The sequence below is a fragment of the Candidatus Manganitrophus noduliformans genome, from assembly GCF_012184425.1.
Lineage (GTDB): Bacteria > Nitrospirota > Nitrospiria > SBBL01 > Manganitrophaceae > Manganitrophus > Manganitrophus noduliformans.
Window position 1 is genome coordinate 167770 of the sequence record NZ_VTOW01000005.1, and the last position, 21486, is coordinate 189255.

A 21486-nucleotide genomic window follows, 5' to 3' on the forward strand; every position below is an offset into this window, starting at 1 on the left:
CCGGGACCCTTTTCGAAGGATGTTTCGGTTCGAGTCATTTTCCGGAAAAGGAATTTGAATGAAGATATGGCTGTTGAAAATCGGGGAGCCGATCCCCTTGGGCGCCACCGTCCGAAAGCTGCGGACCGCCATGATGGCCGATAAGCTGGCGGAACGGGGACACGACGTCGTCTGGTGGACCAGCGCATTTGATCATCACAAAAAAAAGATGGTTTTTAAAGACAACGAAGAGATTGTCCTGCATCCCCGGATCCGGGTCAAGGCGTTGATGGGAATGGAATACCAGCGGAATGTCTCGATCAGGCGATATGCCGACCACTGGATCATCTCGAAGAAATTTAAGAACGCCGCGGAGAATGAGTTCCTCCCGGACGCCGTCATCACCGCCATGCCCGATTATCATCTCGCCTATGAGGCCGTTTCATTCGCGCGCCGCCACCGCATTCCGGTCTTCGTCGATATTCGGGATCCGTGGCCGGATGTTTTTCTGGAGGTGTTGCCCCGGTGGATCCGGCCCTTTCTCAGGAAGATGCTCTTTTATGATTATGGAAAGCTCTCCACTCTCCTTGCAGAATCCGACGGCATTCTCTCTGCAACGAGTACCTGGCTGGAATGGGCATTGCGTAAAACGACAAGGTCCCGTAAAGAAGGGGATCGTGTTTTTTTCCTGGGAGCCCCCAAGTTTCCCCGTGAGAACGTCTCCCGCCCGGACTCAAAACTCGCCCCGATTCGCAAAAAGATTGAAGGAAAATTCGTTCTGACGTTTATCGGGACCTTCAGCCATGTTCACAATCCGGTTGCAGTCATTGATGCGGCAAAGGAATTAAAAAAGCGCGCAACGGCAGGAAATCAACCCATATTCATACTTGCCGGAGACGGTCCCCTCCGCAATCAGATGATGGAGCGCGCTCGGGGTATGGAGAATATCCTTTTTCCAGGTTGGATGAATGGAAATGAAATTACAGAGCTCCTTTCTGTCTCATCCGTCGGACTGGTTCCGTTCGGCGTCGAGACCGATCAGTTCCCCAATAAAGCTTTTACTTATTTGAGCGCCGGACTCCCGGTCCTCTCCTGCGATCAGGGAGACCTCCGGCGCCTGCTCATCGAGTATCAGGCCGGATTCCATTTTTCGCGCAACAACCCGTTCCAGCTCGCAGACATAGTTGAAAAGCTCTCAAAAGAGCCGGTCTTATGGAACGAGATGCGATGCAATGCGAACCGGCTTTTTGAAGAACAGCTGGACGCAGAAAAAATCTATACAGCGTTTGCAGAGCATGTGGAAAGATTCACGGCTCACACCGAAAGGCACCTCAATTACGCAATACAAGATCCAGTCAATGTAACATAAAGAATTCCATTACCCTAATAGCGACAGGAGGATATCGATGTTGGATCGCAAAGAGCAGGAAGCCAAGTTTCACAACCAGCGAGAGCAGGATCGGCTGCAGTTGGATGAAAAAGAATTTCAAAAGAAGTATGCGAATAAAAGGTTCTATGCCGTTGCCCGAAAGTCATCGGCCTATCTCAACGACTGGATGGATCAAAACTGCAAAGGCAAAGCCGTGCTCGATTACTGCTGTGGCACGGGAGGGGTCTCTTTAGAGCTGGCACAGCACGGCGCATACGTTTATGGGATCGATATCTCAGAGGAATCGGTCAGATCGGCCGCGAACAGGCTGGCAGACGCCGGGTACGGGGAAAAATCGCAGTTCAAAGTCATGGATGCGGAGAAGCTCCAGTTCGAAAATAATTTTTTTGACGTGATCGTCTGTAGCGGAGTCCTGCATCATCTCGACGTGACAAAGGCCTTTCCCGAGCTCTCGCGCGTGTTAAAACCGAACGGACAGATTATCTGCCTGGAGTCGCTCGGTTATAATCCGGTGATCAACCTCTATCGAAAAAAGACCCTTCATTTGAGAACGGCCTGGGAAGCGGAGCATATTCTCACCATGCGGGAAGTAAACCTTGCAAAGAACTATTTTAACAAGGTCGACGTCAACTTTTATAACCTCTTTTCGATTTTGGCCGTTCCCTTCAGGAACAGCTTTATTTTTAAACCGCTTCTCACTCTACTTGAGGGAATAGACGCCATTGCCCTGAGGATTCCGTTTGTCAAGCTGATGGCTTGGCAGATGATCTTTGAATTGAAAGAACCCAAGCAGAAGGTGGAAGGATAAAATGGACACAGTTTGATGCGGCATCACAAACCGAGCAAAACATCTGGCCTGTCATGATTAAAAGAATTTTCGACATTGTTTTTTCATCCCTGGGACTTGCGGTACTTTTCCCTTTGCTGCTGCTTATCGGGGTGATCATCAAGGCCGGATCGCCCGGTCCAGTCTTTTACAGAGGGACACGGACCGGGCGATTCGGCCGGCCGTTTCGAATCTATAAATTCAGAACGATGGTGGTCGATGCGGAGAAAAAGGGGGGGCCTTCGACTGCGTTGAATGATCCGCGCCTGACCGACATCGGAAAATTTCTCCGGAAGTACAAACTCGACGAGTTCCCCCAATTGATCAATATCTTTGTCGGAGAGATGAGTTTTGTCGGGCCGAGGCCTCAGGTCGAACGATATACCCAACTTTATAACGACGAAGAAAAGGTCATTTTAACGGTGCGGCCCGGTCTCACCGACTACGCTTCGATCCGATTTATTCACCTGGACAAGATCCTTGGAGATGATCGGGCCGATGAAAAGTATCTGAAGGAAATAGAACCGGAAAAGAACAGACTGCGAATGAAGTATGCAATGAAAAACTCGCTCTGGATCGACACCAAAATCTTGATTCAAACCTTTATCCAGCTTTTCAAAATAAAATCCTTATGGAATACAAAAAACTTGGGTTAACTGATTTGGTGGTCTCCCGGATCGGGTTCGGCTGTTGGGCGATCGGCGGACACGGTTATGGGAAAGTCGATGACCGGCAGTCGATCAATGCCATCCGTGCCGCATTGGATTTAGGGATCAACTTTTTCGATACGGCCGATGTCTATGGTTTCGGTCACTCAGAAGAGATCCTTTCAAAGGGACTTGGGTTTTCTCGGAATGATGTGGTTGTCGCAACAAAGTTTGGTGTTGCCTGGGATAGCAACGGAAATACTTATCACGATTGCAGTCCTAAAAGAGCGGTGGAGGCACTTGAGGGGAGTTTACGTCGATTAAGGCTAGACTGCATCCCTTTGTACCAAATTCATTGGCATGACAACGTCACGCCGATATATGAGACGTTGGAGGCTTTGAGAAAGTGTCAGGAGTCCGGAAAAATACGTTACATCAGTTGCTCCAATTTTTCGATTGACCTCGTTAGAGAGGCGATCAAAGTCCACCGGATTGAATCATTACAGTGTTTGTATAACATCATCCAGCGGGATACTGAACGCGACATGGCTGAGTGCCATGATCAATTTAGCCTCGGTATCATCGTCTATGGACTGCTGGCCCGTGGTTTGCTCTCGGGCAAATACAGCCTGGGCAGCCAGTTTGGAGAGAATGATACCCGTAGCAAATGCGAATTATTCAAAGGGGAGAACCTCAAAAAAAATCTTCATTTTGTAGAAACGCTAAAGCGGATCGGCTTACTTTATGGAAAAACAAGTGCTCAGGTAGCGATCCGATTCGTACTGGAGAATCCGGTCGTTACATGCGCGATTACAGGTAATAAAACGAGAGAGCAAGTAGAAGAAAATGTGTCAGCATTAAATTGGAAGCTAAAGCAAGAAGATCTCCAAGCGCTTCAGCCATCCGATGAGTGTTATAACCTTAAATAGAAGGAGAGATAACATTGAGCCATAACGTGTCTTTTGTTGACCCTAAAAAGAATTATCAGAGTATCAAGGAGGAAATCGACGAAGCTTATTTCGATGTGATGTCGAACGGAGATTTAATTGATCGGCGCCACCTGAAATCGTTCGAAGAAAATTTAGCTAGGTTTGTCGGAACCCGCTACGCGGTGGGTTTAAACAGTGGCTATGATGCGCTCCATATGTCTTTGCGCGCGGCCGGCATCGGGCCTGGAGACGAGGTGATTGTTCCGGCTCATACTTTTGTTGCAACGGCATCTGCGGTGGTGAATGTCGGGGCAACCCCGGTCCTGGTCGACGTTGCCAAAGATTTCAATATCAACATTGACCTCATTGAAGCGGCGATTACGGATCGGACAAGGGCGCTTATGCCGGTGCATCTGAGCGGACATATGGCGAACATGGTCCGTGTGATGGAAATCGCCGATCAATATAATCTGATTGTGATTGAGGACGCCTGTCAAAGTCTTGGCGCCAGCCTGAACGGCAAGAAAGCAGGATCGTGGGGTCTGACCGGATGCTGGAGCTTTTATCCATTTAAGATGCTCGGCGGTTATGGAGATGGAGGCGCCATCACGACCGATGACCCTGATGTGGCGCTCTTCGCCCGGCGCATGAGATTTAATGGTGAGGATAGAGAAACCGGTGAATACCATGGTCACGGGTTCACTTGCCTGCTTGATAATTTACAGGCGGCATTCTTGGACGTAAAACTTAGTCACCTGCCTGCATGGATTACTCGAAGAAAAGAGATTGCCCAGCGTTACCGAGCTGCTCTTTCCAATCTCCCAGACTTGATGCTTCCTCACTATGATTATCCTGGCTATGATGATGTTTATCAAAACTATACCGTTCGATCTAAGCAGGGAGATGCTTTTTCAGAATATTTAAAAAGCCACGGTATTGGGATCTTAACGCAATTCCGGAAGCCCTATTACAAGCATATGGCGCTGAAATTGGTAGACCGCGGTTTCCCGGAAACGGAAGCGCTCAGTCGAGAGGTCTGCTCTTTGCCGATGAATTCCGAAATAAGCAATGAGCAGATTGATTATGTGATTAAAACCGTTCGATCTTTCTACGGTCGTGAATGGAGAGGCGGAGGAAAGTAAAATGAAAGAGTTATCGAAGATCACAGAATCGTTCTCTGAATCTGTTATTCGTGAGATGACCCGCGTCTGCGACGCGGCGGGCGGATACAACCTGTCCCAGGGCTTTCCCGATTTTGAGAGCCCGAAGGAGATTAAAGAAGCAGCCATTGCTGCCATTCATAAGGAATATAACCAGTATCCTGTCACATTCGGGGAACCGGAGTTGCGCGAAGCGATCGCTAAGAAAGCAGCGCGGTATAACGGAATCCAGTGCGACCCGGATACAGAAATTACGGTCACTTGCGGTTCGACAGAAGCAATGATTGCGACGCTGAAGGCAATCATTAATCCCGGAGATGAGATCATTGTATTTGAGCCGTTTTATGAAAATTACGGTCCCGATGGCATCTTGTCTGGAGCAACGCCTCGCTATGTCACCTTAAATGCTCCAGACTGGTCTTTTTCATTAGAAGAGCTTGAGAAGGCTTTCAATAAAAAAACAAAAGCGATTATTATCAATACGCCCAATAATCCCACCGGAAAGGTTTTTTCACGAGAGGAGCTGCAACAAATTGCGGCTTTATGTGTTCAGTGGGATACGTATGCAATTACGGATGAGATTTATGAACATATTTTATATGAGGGCGAGCATATCTCACTTGCAACCCTTCCTGGGATGAAGGAGAGAACGGTTACAATCAACTCCATCTCAAAAACCTACTCCGTGACGGGTTGGCGTGTTGGATGGGCGATTGCAGATAAAAAAATCACCCAGCGGATTCGCAAAGTCCACGATTTTCTCACCGTCGGAGCGCCGACCCCTTTTCAGCATGCGGCCTCTGTTGCACTCGCTTTCCCGAATGAGTATTACGAAACGCTCCGAGCGCATTATCAGAAGGCAAGAGCCTTTCTTGTCGGTCTTCTCCGGGAGGCCGGATTCAAATGCGCCCCTCCCGAAGGAGCCTACTATATTATTGCCGACACTTCCACGTTAATGGCCGAGCTGGATGTCGATAATGATTTTTCATTCAGCAGCAAACTGATCGAAGTCACCGGCGTTGCCACCGTCCCAGGCTCGTCGTTCTATTCTATTCCGAGCAAAGGGAGAAACCAGGTTCGGTTTTGCTTCTGTAAAAAATGGGAGACCTTATTCGCCGTCGAGAAGGCATTTAAGAAGTATTTCAAGGAAATCGGAAAGTACTGAATCGGGTTTTGTAGAATTTATTGGTCACAATCGAGGAGACTCAAGATCATGAAAAACAGAATAGAGGGGTTGGGCGGACTTGCGGATCCACAGCTGTTTAACGAAACGCTTGAGATATCGAAATGGAAGCAGGAAACCCTGCTCCAACAACTGAAAATGATGTTGATTATCCGGGGTGCCGAAGAAAAACTCGCGGAGGGGACCGTCGCGGGAAAAATAAAATGTCCCTGCCACCTTGGAATCGGCCAGGAGGCGGTCGCCGTCGGCGTATCGACCAATTTACGTTCCACCGATCGCGTTTTCGGTGCCCATCGATCTCATTCCCATTACCTGGCCTTGGGTGGAAGCGTCGAGGGCCTTTTTGCAGAAGTATTGGGACGGGTGACCGGTTGTTCGAAAGGGATGGGTGGATCGATGCATCTATACGACGGCGCCCGTGGATTTATGGGATCCGTTCCGATTGTGGCGGCGACCATCCCGCTCGCCGTGGGAGCGGGATTGGCAGCCAAAATGGATGGAAGAGGAGATGTCGCAGTCGGTTATTTCGGCGACGGGGCTGCGGAAGAAGGAGTCCTGCACGAATCCCTTAATCTCGCTTCCAGCCTGAACCTTCCGGTCTTGTTCGTTTGTGAAAATAATTTCTTCGCGAGCCATCTCCATATCGGATTAAGGCAGCCGAGCGATTCCATCGCCCGTTTTGCGGAAGCCCACCATATTCCGAACGAGGTGGTCGACGGCAACGATGTCGTTGCCGTCACAGGGGCCGCTGCAAGGATGATCAACCGGGCCAGAAGAGGAGAAGGGCCTTCTTTCCTCGAAGCGGTGACCTATCGCTGGAAAGGCCACGTCGGTCCGAGCGACGATATCGATGTCGGAGTGAAACGAAACCAGGATCTGACGAAGTGGAAGGGACGCGATCCGGTCAGACGGTTGGCGAAAGCGATGCAGGAGAAGGGATTCCTCTCTGCGGAGCGGTTTTCTAAAGTGCAGGAGGAGGTTTCCACATTCATTAACGCAGCCTGGATGAAGGCGGAACAGGGGGATTTCCCCGACCAAGCGGCTCTGCTCGACTTGGTCTATTTTAGAAAGGATGAAAAACGATGACGACATCATCTTTGACGTATGGAGAGGCGATCCTGTCGGGGTTTCGCTACCTTCTTTCAAATTATCCTGAAGTGTTTGTGATTGGCCAGGGGCTTTGGTCTCCCTGGTACGTCGGTAATTCGATGACCGGCCTCGACAAGGAGTTTGGTCAGAACCGCATCATCGACAGTCCTGTCTCGGAATTGGCGGTTACCGGCGCCGCCGTGGGCGCCTCACTCTGCGGTTACCGCCCGATTGTGGTCCATCCGCGGATGGATTTTATGATCCTGGCCACCGATCAGATCGTCAACCAGGCCGCGAAATGGTCCCACATGTTCGGAGGACAGGCCCATGCTTCTGTCACGGTGAGAAGCATCGTCAACCGCGGGGGAGAGCAGGGGGCGCAGCATTCCCAATCGCTTCATGCCTGGTTCGCCCACATTCCCGGGCTTCGGGTCGTGATGCCGGCGACCCCGGAAGATGCCCGCGACCTGCTGATTGCCAGCGTCTTGTCGGGCGATCCGGTCCTCTACATCGATGACCGGTGGTTATATGAAATCGAGCAGGAAGTTTCGCCGATCGTCGAGAAAAATTTAAGGACGGAAGGCCCCAAGGTTATCCGAACGGGGACCGACTGCACATTGGTCGGGAGCAGCTACGCCACCCAACTCTGCGTCGAGGCGGCCGCCCATCTGGAGAAGCAAGGGGTCTCCTGCGAGATCATCGACCTCCGGGTGGTGAACCCTTTGATTTTTGATGAGATCATCTCCTCTGTTGAAAAAACAAGAAAGCTCTGCGTAGTCGATGGAGGTTGGAGTGCCTGTGGCCTTGCCGGTGAAATCATTGCAGGAATATGTGAAAAGACGGCCCCTTCTTTGCTGGAGAGCACGCCGGTCCGCCTGACGCTTCCGGATGCGCCGGCCCCAACAAGCGGTCCCCTTGAATCAACTTATTACTTTCAATCGGATGACATCGTGGCAGCCGTCCTCCGGCTTGTTTCCAAACGGGTTGGTGAACTCAGCCGTTAAGATCACTTTAAGGCCCGACTTTCTTAAAATCGTTCGCTATTTTCCGAGAAAAACATCCCGACCACTTCTCTATAAGGGGCCGTTTCGTATGTGATCGGAAAAACGGAATTTGAACTGAGCTCCTATCAACCGGTTCGTTCATCAAAAACCGTTTCATTCGTATGTCATCGTGGACTGACCCGACCCTGTTTTGCAGTGGAAGTGCAACCCGCCCGTCTCATCGAGAACGCTTTTTTAAAGAATTACTAACCATTTCATAAATGGCCGCCTTGCAGCAATGCAAATGGCTGTCCTAATCTCCTGAGGAGGCTTTATGTTGCCCGTACATGAGCACGCCCTGGAAAAGAAAACCCTGATTAAAAAAAAATGTGCTAAAAGAATGTTTAACTTCGGACTGTCGCTGGCAGCATTGATTCTGTTGGCTCCCGTCTTCATCCTGATTGCCATTGTCATTAAGTTGACCTCCAGGGGGCCTTTATTTTTCACACAGGAGCGAATCGGGAAAAACTTCGCTCCTTTCCTAATCTATAAATTCCGAACAGTTGAAACCTTGTCGGGAGATCCCGGCCAGGCGTCCTGCCATCGGGTTACCCGAATCGGATCTCTCCTTCGTTCGTGCAAACTCGACCGGCTTCCGCAGCTGATTAATGTACTTAAGGGAGAGATGAGCTTGGTTGGTCCTCGCCCCGAATTGCAAAAACATGTAGATCTGTTCCGAAAGGATTACGAAACAATTTTGTCGATCCGGCCTGGAATGACCGATTTTGCGACCATTGAAATCCGGGATGTCTCCCTTCTTTTATCAAAGGTGGATGACCCGGAAGCTTATTACATCAATACCGTTTTGCCTAAGAAGATCAAATTGGCCAAACAGTATGTGTACCAACGAAGCCTTGCTCTTGATGTGAAAATCCTCTTCACCAGCGTGATGGCTCTCTTGCTTTGTCTACCTTTCCCATTCTCAAAAAAAGAAGGGGCCGAAAAGAAAACCATCAAAGAAGTGATTGAGAAATATAGAAAGGGGATTATCATTTTTATTCACGCTATGGCTATTCTATTATCGAATTGCTTCGCATTCTTGCTCCGATTTGACGGGAAGGTTTCTCCTAATGAAATCAATCTCCTGATAGTCACTCTCCCGATTGTTCTTCTGATGCGGTTGTTTGCTCTGCAGTATTTCGGGCTTAATCAAGGGCTTTGGCGTTATGCTAGTATTCAGGATTTGATTGACCTTGGGTGGGCAATACTTGCCAGTTCAATTGGAATTTGGGGGGGAATTACGTTCCTGTCAATAAATGGATATCCTCAATCTGTAATTTTGATCGACGCGATTCTCCTCTTTTTGCTCTTGGCCGGCTTTCGGGTTACGAAGAGAGTCTATTCGGTCCTTACACAAATAGAAATCGGAGCTCGACGAGTTTTAATCATTGGTGCCGGGAATGCCGGAGAATTGGTTGCTCGGGATATGATGCAAAACCCCTCCTATAATCGTCAGCCGATTGCCTTCATTGATGATGACCCTAAGAAAATATCCTCAAAAATTCACAGCATCCCAGTGATGGGAAACAGTAACCAGTTAGAAAGGGTCGTCCAGACATTGCATCCGGATGAGATCCTCATTGCCATTCCTTCCGCAGGTCAGAAGCAGTTAAAAGGAATTATTAGCCGATGTAAATCTTTCGGTATTCCTATCAAATTTCTTCCTAGTTTGACCGGGCTCCTGGGCGGAAAAGTCTCGATCACAGATATTCGAAACCTGGATATTGAAGATTTAATCGGAAGGCGCGAAATTGAAATTTATGATCCTCAGGTTGAGTTTAAAATAAAAGATAAAAGAATATTAATCACGGGTGCGGGAGGATCCATCGGATCCGAGCTTTGCCGTCAAGTGGCCGCTTTCCGTCCTGAACTTCTGATCCTTTTTGAAAGGAGTGAAAACAATCTCCACCATATCCAGGTCGAGCTTTTGGATAAATTCCCCGGCATTTCTCTCAGCGTCGTTTTAGGAGACATCCTCGACGAAGAAAAACTTCATCAGGTTTTCTCCATGTATCGTCCTCACGTCATTTTTCATGCGGCGGCCTATAAACATGTTCCGATGATGGAAAGCCATCCCCTGGGGGCGGTCCAAAATAATATCTTGGGAACCTACAATGTGATCCAAATGGCGGATCAATACGGCGCGGAAGATTTTGTGCTGATTTCGACTGATAAAGCGGTTCAACCCACCAGTGTCATGGGCGCGACCAAGCGGGTGGCCGAAATGCTGGTTCGATATTTTAATCAACAAAGTAAAACCAGATTGGTTTCGGTTCGTTTTGGAAACGTTCTCGAGAGCAATGGAAGCGTCGTTCCGCTCTTCCGTGCGCAGATCAAAAAAGGAGGACCGGTCACTGTTACTCATCCTGATATCAAGCGATACTTTATTACCATTCAAGAGGCAGTTCAGCTTGTCTTGCACGCGGCGGTTCTTGGAGAAGGAGGAGAGACTTTTGTTTTGGATATGGGGGATCCGATCAAAGTTATCGATATTGCCAGGACAATGATCATTCTATCCGGGTTTTCCCCGGATGAGGATATCCCGATTCAGATTGTCGGCTTGCGGCCGGCGGAAAAACTGGTTGAAGGCCTTTTCGAAGAGGCAGAAAAGGTGACGCAGACCCGCCATGAAAAGATACGGGTGGCGCAAAATGGAAAGGTCACAGATGAGTTAATGTCTTATGTTAAAAAATTTGCAAGCATGGATCATGAGACAGACCCGAACGAAATCAAAATAACACTGAAAGAACTCATACCGACGTATCAGAACGACTCTCTTCCGTCTCACGCTTCTAGCAAAACACCTTCTGCCTGGGACGATGCTTCACCGAACAACTCGCTATTTCCCGCCCCAACGCGGCCCCCTTCGTCTGAAACGCCTCTGTACCACTAATCAAAACCGAGTCATTTTTTTATTATTTCCCCTTCAAATAATCGGTCCGGCAATTGCAATTCTCAGCCGTCGAATTCCAATCAATATTCGACGAAGCGTGATCCTAGAGGAACGGATGCCACTAACCACGCTCATTCTGTCTCACAGATGATTTGCATGGAGTGGCAATGTTCGCGAACGATTTCCGATTTGCTTGTATTCTGCAAAATATTGCAAGAATGCTGCAAGGTTTTGCAGAAATTTGCCATAGAAAGGTTATTTTTTTCTATGTTATTTCTCATCTTTTTACTCAGCTCCTCATCGTAGATCAAGTGGCAGCTGAGGAGCGTACCCCCCCTTCTGACGTCCGCGTCGGACTTTATTTCAATTACTACCTTCCCAGCTATACAAACACCCCTCTCTTCATCCGAAGGCAGTGCGGCTGCCAATTGGGATACCAAACAGGAGTGGTTGTTCAGTCGCCGATGTTCTGGCGGCTTTGGTTCAATTTCCATGGGTATGTCCTGGGCGCCAGCCCGAGCATCGCCCAATCGCCGGAGCAGTTCGGGTCCCGATTCGAATTTCATGTCCGCTTTGAACGATTCATTTTTCTATTCGGGCATCATGGCGAGTGGGATGTTTATCGTTCATCGAATTTCCCGACACATTCAAAAGAGGGAAACTACATCAGTACGGGCGGACTTCGGGAGACTTATATCGGCATTACCTGGTTACTGCGTTGAGGTATTTTGATGTGGGGTGAGAAGGGAAGAATATGAATTTATGCAATCGACTGAAAAAAGAGATTTTCCTGATTTTGTTCACTATTATTTTTCCGACACTGATGGTTGATCAAGCGATCGCCCAGGATGAGGCCTCTCCGTTGGATACACGGGTGGGTCTTTATTTCAATTATTACTTCGAGAGATATACGAACACCCCTCTTTTGATCCGCAGAGACTGCACCTGCCAGCTCGGCTATCAAACCGGGATCGGGATTCAAAAACGGTTCTTCTCGAAAATGTGGCTTAATCTGCATCCCTACGTCCTCGGCGGGACACCGGGAGCGGGGGAGAGCCACGAGCAATTCGGGGTCCGGATGGAGGGACAGTATCGCCTCGACCGCGTCACCTTCCTGATCGGCGTGCATAATGAATGGAACGTCGATCGGCCTTCCAACTTTCCGACGACCTCCCGGAATGGAAACGATGTGGGAACGGATGGCCTTCGGGAGACCTACGTCGGGATCACCTGGTGGATTAAACCATAGAGACGGGGGTCAGGAGACGGAGCGACCGATCAGCGTCCGGGCAATGACTTGACCGCGTCCCCACCAGGAGAGCCGGATCTGCCGATCCAAAACGGTAAAGGGATCTTTCTCGATCCGGTCGATCAGGGCCACGTAGACGTTCCGCATCAAAGAGACCGACAGGCGCGCGTCCGCCTCGATCATCGGAATCAACTGGGCCGATTCGTTGAAGTAGTTTCGGATGCGGTCGCATTGAAACCGCATCAGCTTCAGAAACGCCTCGTTTTTCACCCGCGCCGTCAATTCCTCCTCGGAATAGCCGGCCGCTTTGATTTCATCCAACGGAAGATAAATCCTTCCGCGTCCCAGATCTTCTCCGATGTCCCGGACGATGTTGGTCAGCTGCAGCGCCGTGGAGAGGGCCCGGCCGTAAGCGACCCCCTTCGGGTCGCGATAACCAAAGACGGGCAGGGAGAGATCTCGGATGGTCGTCGCCACCAGATCGCAGTAAACCATCAGTGAATCAAAATTTGGGTAGCGGTTGTAGAGGAGATCCATCCGGCATCCCTCGATCAACCCCTCAAAACCCTTTTTGGGGATCGGATATTTCTTGATGGCGTCTGCCAAGGCGACGGTGATCGGATGGGTCGGCTTCTGTTGATAGCAGCGATCCAATTCTTCCTGCCAACTTTTCAGAAGTTCTTCGAGTGCCGCCTCCTGCGCTTCATCGACGATGTCGTCGGCGTACCGGCAGAAGGCGTAGACGGCATAGATCGCATTTTGCTTCGACGGGGGGAGAAAGCGAAAGCCGACCGAGAAGTGGGGGCCGCAGCGGTGGGTCAGCCGGCGACAATACTGATAGGCCTCTTCCACGGAGATCATGGCTTGATCGGCCCCAGCTCGGGATGAGAGGAGACCGGCTTGTGCCGGCACCAATGGGGGGAGAGACGATGGGCGCACCGACCGGCCCGCTGCCATCCCCATTTTAAGATCGGCAGGGCCAGACGCTTCCACCAGGAAGGGCGGTGCCACCCCCCGAGGTAATCTTGAAGATCGCCGCGTCCGGCCTGACGAATAAAGAGACTGAGCCCCCGATTGCCCCCCCATTCGTAGAGGAACCGGTTGACGACGCTGATCTCCTGCGCCGGACCGAGCGCCTCTTTCCAGAGGCGGTCATAGGAGGTCTTCTTTAAGAGGCTCTCCGCCGCCGCATACCCGGTCGTCAGCGCGTAGCGAATCCCCAGTCCGAAGAGATAGTCTTGAAATCCGCCCGCCTCGCCGACAAAATAGCGTCCGCTCGCTTCAGCGGATGCTTTCAAGCTGAAGTTCATGAAAGAGTAAGCGGTCCGGTCGTTCTCGATCGGAAAAAAGGTTAACTCCTGAAACCGCTGCAACGAACGGTCGAAGTAGTAATTGATTCGGGAGAGGTCCCGGGTGATCGCGCAACCGAAGGTGGCGATGCCGTCTAAGACAAAAAGGTAAGCGTAACCGCCGGGGGAGAAGTTCATGTCGAAGAGAACCCAGACGGTGTCGGGGAGGGAGGTGGTGAAAGTCATCTCCTTCGCAAGTCCGTCGGGAGTGGCCGGCCCAGTGGCGATGATGTCGGCCTCTTCCGGTTTGATCCGCGTTTGGTAGTGGATCTTTGCTCCCGCCGCAAGCGCCTGTGTCAGAAGGCCCCGGTCGAGAGTCTCCCTCTCGCTTCCCCGCCGAATGAAGTAACCGAAGGGCCGGCGGCTCCCAACCTCTTGGGAGCGAAGCCGATGATCGAAGAAGAGCGCCTGCCGGACCGGACGGATGAAGAAGTTCGTATCCAGACCGAACCGCTTCAACATCTCCAGGGCATCTTCTTCCCGGCTCATGTTTTCGATCACCTGAAAATCGCCGATGAAGCGCGCCCCGACGGCTTTACGCCCTTCAAAGAGGTCGACCTCGTAGCCGGCCTTGGCGAGGACGATCGCCGCCGTCAGTCCCGACGGTCCGGCGCCGGCGATCTTGATTTTCGGTCCTGTCTGTCCTACGATCACGTTATCCCCGCGGATGCTCTTCTTTTTGCTTTACCGCAGGGATTCTATCCAATATAATACGGGCTGTCAAACGGAAGAACCCGATAAATTGGACATAAGAATGAGTGATCGTTTTCTCTCTCCGGAGCCGGTCGTTGTTTTAGAGAAGGCCTTTGTCCGGCCATTCAAAAACTTCGTGGCAACAGCCAAGACCTGCTATTCCGGAAAAGGGGTCGTCCGCGATGAAGACCTCATTGAGGGTTATGAGCTGCTGGCCCAGAGCATTTATCAGGCGGGCCATCATACCACCCTCCAGCACGCCCACTTTCAATTCACCCTGACCAATGTCTCCCGGCAGTTTATCTGGTCGTTCCTTCACAGCCATCCTTTCTATAATTCCGAACAGGTCAGCCAGCGCTACGTCGCCGTCAAGCCGGAGAGTTTTTCGATTCCGCCCCTCTCGGGAGAAGCGCTGGATCTTTACATCGCCGGCGTCCACGAGCAGATGGAGGCGTATAAGAAACTGAACGAGATGCTCCTGCCGCTGGTCGATGCGGAGTACGCCCGGCTTTTCCCGCGCCAGCGGAGAAACTTCAATCGGGATGTCAAAAAAAAGGCGCAGGAGATCGCCCGCTACGTCGTTCCGATCGGTGCTTTCGCCTATCTTTATCACACGATCTCCGGGGTCACCCTCCTCCGCTATTACCGGCTCTGCCGGCAGTACGACACGCCGCTGGAGCAGCGGCTGGTGGTGGAGAAGATGGTTCAAGCTCTCCTCGACTTTGATCCTGAATACAAAAAGATCCTGGAGCAGCCCCTTCCGATCGAATCGACGCCGGAGTATCAATTCTATCAAGGTTATGCGGAAGGGATGACGGCGCAGGCGACCGAGCGGTTTCTCGACGAATTTGATGTTTCACTTGAAGGACGGGTCTCCAAACTGATTGATTATAAGGTGAACCAAGAGGCGGTCCTTGCCCAATCGGTTCGGGAGGTGTTAGGGGTGCCTCGGGCGGCGCTCGATGATGCCGCGGCAATCCGCCTGGCGCTCGATCCGGGGGAGAACCGATTGCTCGGAGAATCGCTCAACCTGACGACCCTCTCGAAGATCAGCCGGACCCTCTTTCATCCTTCTTACACCTTCCGGAAGAAGCTTTCGCATACCGCCGACTCTCAGGATCAACGGCACCGGATGACCCCGGCTTCCCGGCCGATCCTCTTTGCGCATACGAGCGATCGGCCTGATTACATTACGCCGGCGCTGATCAAAATCGATCCCAAGATCGAGGCATATTATCAAGAGGTGATGTCCCAGTGCTGGGACCGCTTCGCCCGGATGAAACGGCTTGGCGCCCCACTGGAGTATGCCCTTTATCTTTTGCCGAATGCGCTCTCGATTCGATTCACCGAATCGTCCGATCTTCTGAATCTGCACCACAAACATGCGATGCGCCTCTGCTATAACGCCCAGGAGGAGATCTGGCGCGCCTCTCTCGATGAGGCGCAACAGATCAAGGAGGTGAATCCGTCGATCGGAAGTTACCTCCTTCCCCCCTGCACCCTGCGGAACATGGCCGGCACCCGCCCGGTCTGTCCGGAAGGGGAGCGCTACTGCGGCGTGAAGGTATGGCGCCTCGACCTATCTGAATATCAACGAATCCTCTAGGATTGCCCGGAGAGATAATCGTTGATTGACACTCATCAGACAGCTTGCTAGTATTAGCTCGTGGTTTTTCTTGATCTAGGAAGAAGCATGATCTGCGAATCTTTTCCGGTCGGACCGTTTCAATGTAACTGCGTCATCCTCGCCTGCGAGGAGACGCGGACCGCCGTGGTATTCGATCCTGGAGACGAGGCCGATGAGATCCTCGGGAGCCTCGCGCGGCATCAACTCAAGGCGGTCTTTCTTTTCCATACCCACGCCCACCTTGATCATATTGGCGCCACCGACCTTGTCCGGACGAAGACGGGGGCGGCGGCAGGCCTCCACGAAGAAGACATGCCCCTTTGCGAGAATCTCCATATCCAGGCGTCGCTCTTCGGCCTTCCGACGCCGCCGACGCCGCCGATCGATCGTTTTTTGAAGCATGGCGATTCGTTCTCATTCGGCAAGGAAAAGGTCGAGGTGATCCATACGCCCGGCCATACGCCGGGGAGTGTCAGCTTTCATGTTCCGGCGTTCGGTCTATTGACGGGGGATACCCTTTTTGCCGGGAGTGTCGGCCGCACCGACCTTTGGGGAGGGTCCCACCCGACCTTAATCAATTCGATTCAAAAACGGCTTCTTTCATTTCCGGACGAAACGGCGGTCCTTCCCGGTCATGGTCCTCGGACAACGATCGGCAGGGAGCGTCGGAGCAATCCTTTTCTTGTCTGAGGGGTGTCCCGGCTTCACCGAGGTCCGGGATGGATATTCAAGTAGGTTAGAAGGGGAGGAAGAGATTGAGCACGCTGTACGGCGTTATCTGTCCTTATTGTCAGAAGAAGGCCTATGTTCAGGTTCCCGATACACCCCCGCCCGGTCCCAACGATGAAGCATCGGAAGTGACGGAAGAGAGCCCCTGTACCGCATGCGGTCAGACGATTGTCGCCTATACGAAGTCCAATGCAGAGTGGGGGGTTCGCCAGAAGAAGTAGAGAATCCAAAGGCAAGGAAAGAAAATGAAGACCGGCTTTGTTTCCCATCCCATTTATCGCCAACACGATACCGGTCCGGCCCATCCGGAGTCGCCGGAGCGGCTTGCCGCGATCGAAGGACACCTCGTGAAGAGCGGTCTGATCTCGGATTTGGTCGAAATCAAACCGGCCGACGATCCGGACCTGGCCGCCTGGATTGATACGGTCCACCATCCCCGTTATTACGAAACGTTAAAAAAAATGGTCCCCGAGGACGAAACGGTTTACCTCGATCCCGATACCCCTTTTTCCCCCCTGTCGCTGGCGGCGGCGGAGAAGGCGGTGGGCGGGGTTTTGACCGCCGCCGACCGGGTGATGTCGGGAAGCATCCAAAACGCTTTCTGCGCGGTCCGGCCGCCGGGCCATCATGCCGAAGCCGATCGGGCGATGGGATTCTGTCTGTTCAACAACGTCGCCATTGCCGCGCGGTATCTTCAGAAGAAGCATCATCTGGAGCGGATCTTTATCCTCGATTGGGACGTCCATCACGGGAACGGCACGCAGCATCTCTTCTACTCGGATCCGACCGTCTTCTACTTCAGCACCCACCAATATCCTTTTTATCCGGGGACCGGCTCCGAAAGGGAGCGGGGAGAGGGGGAAGGGGAGGGATTTACGTTGAACTGCCCGCTTTCATCCGGGGCGGGCGATTCCGATATTCTTCATCGGATCGAAACGGTCATGGCGCCGGCGCTGGCGGCGTTCAAGCCCGACTTCATCTTGATCTCCGCCGGATTTGACGCCCATCAGAGCGATCCGTTGGCAAGCCTCCAGGTGACCGATGAAGGTTTTTCGGAGATGACGCAAATCGTTCGGTCGCTCGCAGAGACCCACTGCGGAGGAAGGATCGTTTCCTGCTTGGAAGGGGGGTATCACCTCGCTGCGCTCGCCCGGTCGGTTGGACGGCATCTGGAGGCATTATCTGCATAGGGGCGCAGGCATGCCTCGCCCCTATCTCATCACACATACATTAAAACAGTTTGCTTCGCCCCGCAAACCCTTCCGTGTAGCCGTGGAAATACTCCAGGTTTGATTCGGGATATTGCCAGCAGTAATATCCTTCCCCATTGTCGAAATCGACCAGCCAGAGCCCTTTGACTTCACACCCCATCTGCTCAAGGGTCTGAACCCAATTGTTCACGATCACCGCCTGCTGTTTTTCGTACCGCTTCTTTTGATCTTCATCGCGAAGGGCGAAAATCTGGGCCGCGAGAACGCTGATCTCTTGAATCGCTTCTGTGGTGATTTTTTGGACCTGAGGAAGTGCTTCGAGGGCCTCTTCGTATGTAAAAATGCGCTTTGTCTTGTATTCTGCCATGGCTGCTCCGGATGCCTCTCCCTAGAATGGTTGATCCGCGAAGGAGCCTCCCGAAGTTCCGGTCCGGATGGAGGCCCTGCACGGATGCTCATATCTGAATTATATCGCGATCAAAATGACGATTACAACGTGGTCGTTCGGCGTTGCTTCCTCTGTCTCATGGCGGTGAGATCCTTCTCGGTGATTCCAAGAAGATAGAGGATGGAGTCGAGATTTTTCTGGGTGATGCTGTAATGTGCTTCTTCCCTGACGCGGGGTTTGGCGTTAAAGGCGATGCCGAGGCCGGCGCGGGTGATCATCGGGAGATCGTTCGCGCCGTCGCCGATGGCGATCACCTGATCGAGCGTGACCCCTTCCTTCCGCGCGATCTCTTCCATCAGGGCCGCCTTTTTCTTGCCGTCTACAATTTCGCCGACGATCTCGCCGGTTAAAACCCCCTCTTTAATCTCCAACGTGTTGGAGTAGGCATAATCGAGTCCGAGCGACTCTTTTACCCGAGCGCTAAAATAGTCGAATCCTCCGGAGAGGACCGCGGTTCGATATCCGAGCTTCTTGAGAATAGAAACCAGCTCTTTTGCGCCCGGCGTAAAAGGCATCCGCTTGCAGACCTTTTCAAGGACGCCGACCGGGAGTCCTTTTAACAGGCGGACCCGTTCTCGAAGCGCCTCCGGAAAGGAGATCTCCCCGTTCATTGCGCGATGAGTGATCGAGACGACCTTTTCGCCGACGCCCGCCTCTTTGGCCAGCTCATCAATCCCTTCGATCTGGACCAGCGTCGAATCCATATCCATGACGATGAGTCGCTTGGCGCGGCGGAAGAGGTTCTCTTCCTGAACGGCGATATCGACCCCGAACTCGGCATTGAGGTGAAGCAGCTTTCGAGTCAGAAGGCGGGGGTCGATCGGCTGGGTTGTCGACAGGGTCAGTTCAATACATTCCAACTGCTTGCGAGCGATTGTGTGAATCTTCTGGATGTTGACACGCTCCTCGGAGAGAAGCGTCGCCAGCTTGGCGATGACGCGAAGGGTCACCGCGGGGCCGAGGCAGGTGACGACGTAATTCTGGACGGGGGCCTTCTTTAGAACCTCCGTCGGCCGGACGACTTTGAACTCCATTGACAGACCGAACTCGTGCGCCCGGAAGAGGAGGTCGCGCAAAAGGTGTCGCTCTCCCTCTTCCGCGCCGTCCAGCTCGATCAAGATGGAGAGGGACAAAATCGACTGGGTCACGACCTGCTCGATGTCGAGAAGCCGGACATCGGATTCAGCCATAATCTCCGTCAGCGCGGCGGTAATCCCCGGCTGATCGGGGCCGGTGACGGAGACAAGAAGGGCTTTTCTCTTCGGCATGGTTTTCCTGATGACGGTAGAACTTCAGTGTTATACAAGAAAGAATAATCGAAGGCAAGCAGTTTTTGTTTATCGCCGAAGACAAGCGCATCCATATTATAGGGGCAAGAAGGAGGGGGAATCCGACTGAAACTGATCCGTGCCGGTTTCATTCTTATAAATTGACACCGGTCGGTTTCTATATTAGATTAAGAAGATTTTAAAGGATTTTAATTCACGCGGGAACCCTGGATGGACAAAAAAGCGCTTGCGGAAATTTACCATGAAGAGACCAAATACCATGAAGCGCGGATGGGGAAGTTTCAACGGCCGCTCGATTGGGGGGCGCAACCGTCTCCCTACAAAGAATATCACAGCGATAAAAAGATCGACCTGATCCCTTACCTTCCTTTTCAGAATAATCCCTTTACCGGAGAACCGCTCCCGCCCGCGAAAACCCAGGGGGGATATCCGTTCGGGATCGCGGAGATCTCGCGGTTGCTTTACTTCACCAACGGCGTCACCGGTATTCTGCAATACCCGACCGGCCAGACATTAACCCTTCGGGCCGCGCCGACCGCGGGGGGGCTTTATCCGACCGAGCTCTATGTCGCGATCCGGGGCCTCTCGGTCCTGGAGAACGGGATCTACAATTTTCAGGTGAAGGATCATTCGTTGGTCCTGGTCTGGGAGGGAGACTTTTGGGAGGAGTTTGAGCGATACTGTATGCACCACGAGGCGATCGCGAAGTCAAACCTCCTCGTTATCATGACGGCGGTTTATCAACGGAGCGCCTGGCGTTACCAGGAGCGGGCTTATCGCCGCATCCTGCTCGATACCGGCCATATTCTCGGGAACCTCGTCGTTTATGCGCCGGAGGAGGGTTTTAGCCCGGTCCCCATCGGCGGTTTCTTGGACACCTCTTTGAACCGTCTCCTCTTCTTGGATGAAGCGGAAGAAGGGGTCTTGGCCGTGGTCGCCTTGCCGCAAGGGGAGAAGATTAATCCGGAGGAGATCCGTCCGACCTCGGCGGTGGCGTCGATGCCGATCCCCAAGGGAGAGAATGACTTAAAGATGCTCCAACTCCAGCTCCACCGGGTCTCATCGATCTTGCCGGGAGAGAAGGTCGACCTGTCGGCCGTCCGCCGGCCTCCCGATCTGAATGTTCTGGAATCGAAACATTCCTACAAAGAGGCGACCCTCCTTCCCGAGTCTCCGATCGACTGGGGCGAGAGTGTCGGTCAATCGATTCTTTTGAGAAGGTCGACCCGCGGATTCTCGGGGGAAGGTTTTTTAAAGGAGGAGCTTGCCGGGATTTTAGGATATGCCTACTTTCCCGTTGCGGCGGTTCCATCGCCGTTTTTCGATCCCTCGATTCTCCAGACCTATCTGGTTGTGCAGAAGGTGGTCGGATTGCAGGAGGGGATCTACTACTTTGTGCCGCAAAAAAACGAGCTGCGGCTCCTGTCGGCCGGAGATTTCCGCGAGCAGACCTGGCATTTCTGTTTGGGACAAGAGTTGGCGCGCGACGCGGCGGCGCTGGTAATCCACATCGCCCATCTAAAAAGAGCGGTCGAGAAATACGGCGACCGGGCCTACCGTTATCTCCACCTCGATGCGGGGCAAATCGGAGAGCGGCTGAATCTGGCGGCGATTCGGCTCGGTTTGGGGGTCAGCGGGATCGGCGGCTTTTATGATGATGAAGTGAACGCGCTGCTCGGCCTCTCCCTCGACGAAATCGTCGTCTACATCACCACCCTGGGAAGGCCGCGATCCTCATGACCGGAGGTCCTC

The 21486-nt window shown here is 52.3% G+C and carries 20 protein-coding genes; 16 read left to right on the plus strand and 4 right to left on the minus strand.

Features of this window, described 5'->3' with window-relative positions:
* Positions 1-58 precede the first annotated feature (58 nt).
* The 11 genes from MNODULE_RS20760 (at position 59) to MNODULE_RS20810 (ending at position 12388) form a co-directional block, all read left to right on the plus strand.
* Positions 59-1348, plus strand: a complete 1290-nt coding sequence (locus MNODULE_RS20760; RefSeq protein ID WP_168063093.1) for a glycosyltransferase family 4 protein — start codon at positions 59-61, stop codon at positions 1346-1348.
* A gap of 37 nt (positions 1349-1385) precedes the next feature.
* Entirely contained in the window at positions 1386-2177 is a 792-nt protein-coding gene (locus tag MNODULE_RS20765; protein WP_168063094.1) for a class I SAM-dependent methyltransferase, read from the plus strand.
* A 53-nt stretch (positions 2178-2230) separates the two neighbouring features.
* Complete coding sequence (locus MNODULE_RS20770) at positions 2231-2851, plus strand: sugar transferase (RefSeq protein WP_168063095.1); 621 nt, start codon at positions 2231-2233, stop codon at positions 2849-2851.
* The gene (locus tag MNODULE_RS20775; protein WP_168063096.1) at positions 2827-3771 is read left to right on the plus strand and encodes an aldo/keto reductase; all 945 of its coding nucleotides are present in this window, start codon (positions 2827-2829) and stop codon (positions 3769-3771) included. The genes MNODULE_RS20770 and MNODULE_RS20775 overlap by 25 nt, the downstream gene beginning before the upstream one ends.
* Before the next feature lie 14 nt (positions 3772-3785).
* A complete protein-coding gene (locus MNODULE_RS20780; protein WP_168063097.1) occupies positions 3786-4913 on the plus strand; it encodes a DegT/DnrJ/EryC1/StrS family aminotransferase in 1128 nt (375 codons plus the stop codon).
* A 1-nt stretch (position 4914) separates the two neighbouring features.
* On the plus strand, positions 4915-6096 hold the full coding sequence (locus tag MNODULE_RS20785) for a pyridoxal phosphate-dependent aminotransferase (protein ID WP_168063098.1): 1182 nt from the start codon (positions 4915-4917) through the stop codon (positions 6094-6096).
* 48 nt (positions 6097-6144) lie between these two features.
* A complete protein-coding gene (locus tag MNODULE_RS20790) occupies positions 6145-7200 on the plus strand; it encodes a thiamine pyrophosphate-dependent dehydrogenase E1 component subunit alpha (protein ID WP_181071144.1) in 1056 nt (351 codons plus the stop codon).
* Positions 7197-8207 (plus strand): alpha-ketoacid dehydrogenase subunit beta, encoded by a 1011-nt coding sequence (locus MNODULE_RS20795; RefSeq protein ID WP_168063099.1) that lies wholly within the window; start codon positions 7197-7199, stop codon positions 8205-8207. Before MNODULE_RS20790 ends, MNODULE_RS20795 begins: the two co-directional genes overlap by 4 nt.
* A gap of 313 nt (positions 8208-8520) precedes the next feature.
* Positions 8521-11139 (plus strand): polysaccharide biosynthesis protein, encoded by a 2619-nt coding sequence (locus MNODULE_RS20800; protein WP_168063100.1) that lies wholly within the window; start codon positions 8521-8523, stop codon positions 11137-11139.
* A 167-nt stretch (positions 11140-11306) separates the two neighbouring features.
* Positions 11307-11861, plus strand: coding sequence for a hypothetical protein (locus MNODULE_RS20805; protein WP_168063101.1), 555 nt, complete (start codon positions 11307-11309; stop codon positions 11859-11861).
* Between the two features lie 32 nt (positions 11862-11893).
* Entirely contained in the window at positions 11894-12388 is a 495-nt protein-coding gene (locus tag MNODULE_RS20810) for a hypothetical protein (RefSeq protein ID WP_168063102.1), read from the plus strand.
* Positions 12389-12397: 9 nt separating this feature from the next.
* Here MNODULE_RS20810 and MNODULE_RS20815 read toward each other — a convergent pair whose 3' ends face one another.
* Together MNODULE_RS20815 and MNODULE_RS20820 are read right to left on the minus strand one after the other, a co-directional pair.
* Complete coding sequence (locus MNODULE_RS20815; RefSeq protein ID WP_168063103.1) at positions 12398-13249, minus strand: phytoene/squalene synthase family protein; 852 nt, start codon at positions 13247-13249, stop codon at positions 12398-12400.
* Positions 13246-14391: an NAD(P)-binding protein gene (locus MNODULE_RS20820; RefSeq protein ID WP_168063104.1), complete on the minus strand. Its 1146-nt coding sequence runs from the start codon at positions 14389-14391 to the stop codon at positions 13246-13248. The genes MNODULE_RS20815 and MNODULE_RS20820 overlap by 4 nt, the downstream gene beginning before the upstream one ends.
* Positions 14392-14491: 100 nt before the next feature.
* On the opposite strand from MNODULE_RS20820, the gene MNODULE_RS20825 reads away from it, so the two are divergent.
* The 4 genes from MNODULE_RS20825 (at position 14492) to MNODULE_RS20840 (ending at position 17976) form a co-directional block, all read left to right on the plus strand.
* A complete protein-coding gene (locus MNODULE_RS20825; RefSeq protein WP_168063105.1) occupies positions 14492-16036 on the plus strand; it encodes an FAD-dependent thymidylate synthase in 1545 nt (514 codons plus the stop codon).
* An 87-nt stretch (positions 16037-16123) separates the two neighbouring features.
* Positions 16124-16747 carry an MBL fold metallo-hydrolase gene (locus MNODULE_RS20830; protein WP_168063106.1) on the plus strand — a complete coding sequence of 208 codons (624 nt, stop codon included), beginning with the start codon at positions 16124-16126 and terminating at the stop codon, positions 16745-16747.
* 65 nt (positions 16748-16812) lie between these two features.
* Positions 16813-17007: a hypothetical protein gene (locus tag MNODULE_RS20835; RefSeq protein WP_168063107.1), complete on the plus strand. Its 195-nt coding sequence runs from the start codon at positions 16813-16815 to the stop codon at positions 17005-17007.
* Positions 17008-17031: 24 nt separating this feature from the next.
* Positions 17032-17976, plus strand: a complete 945-nt coding sequence (locus MNODULE_RS20840; protein WP_168063108.1) for a histone deacetylase family protein — start codon at positions 17032-17034, stop codon at positions 17974-17976.
* Between the two features lie 40 nt (positions 17977-18016).
* On the opposite strand, the gene MNODULE_RS20845 is transcribed toward MNODULE_RS20840, so the two are convergent.
* Positions 18017-18364, minus strand: a complete 348-nt coding sequence (locus MNODULE_RS20845) for a DUF2203 domain-containing protein (protein WP_168063109.1) — start codon at positions 18362-18364, stop codon at positions 18017-18019.
* Between the two features lie 122 nt (positions 18365-18486).
* A complete protein-coding gene (serB, locus tag MNODULE_RS20850) occupies positions 18487-19713 on the minus strand; it encodes a phosphoserine phosphatase SerB (protein WP_168063110.1) in 1227 nt (408 codons plus the stop codon).
* A gap of 231 nt (positions 19714-19944) precedes the next feature.
* Between serB and MNODULE_RS20855 the strand changes: the two genes are divergently transcribed.
* Positions 19945-21474, plus strand: a complete 1530-nt coding sequence (locus MNODULE_RS20855; protein ID WP_168063111.1) for a SagB/ThcOx family dehydrogenase — start codon at positions 19945-19947, stop codon at positions 21472-21474.
* Positions 21475-21486 lie beyond the last annotated feature (12 nt).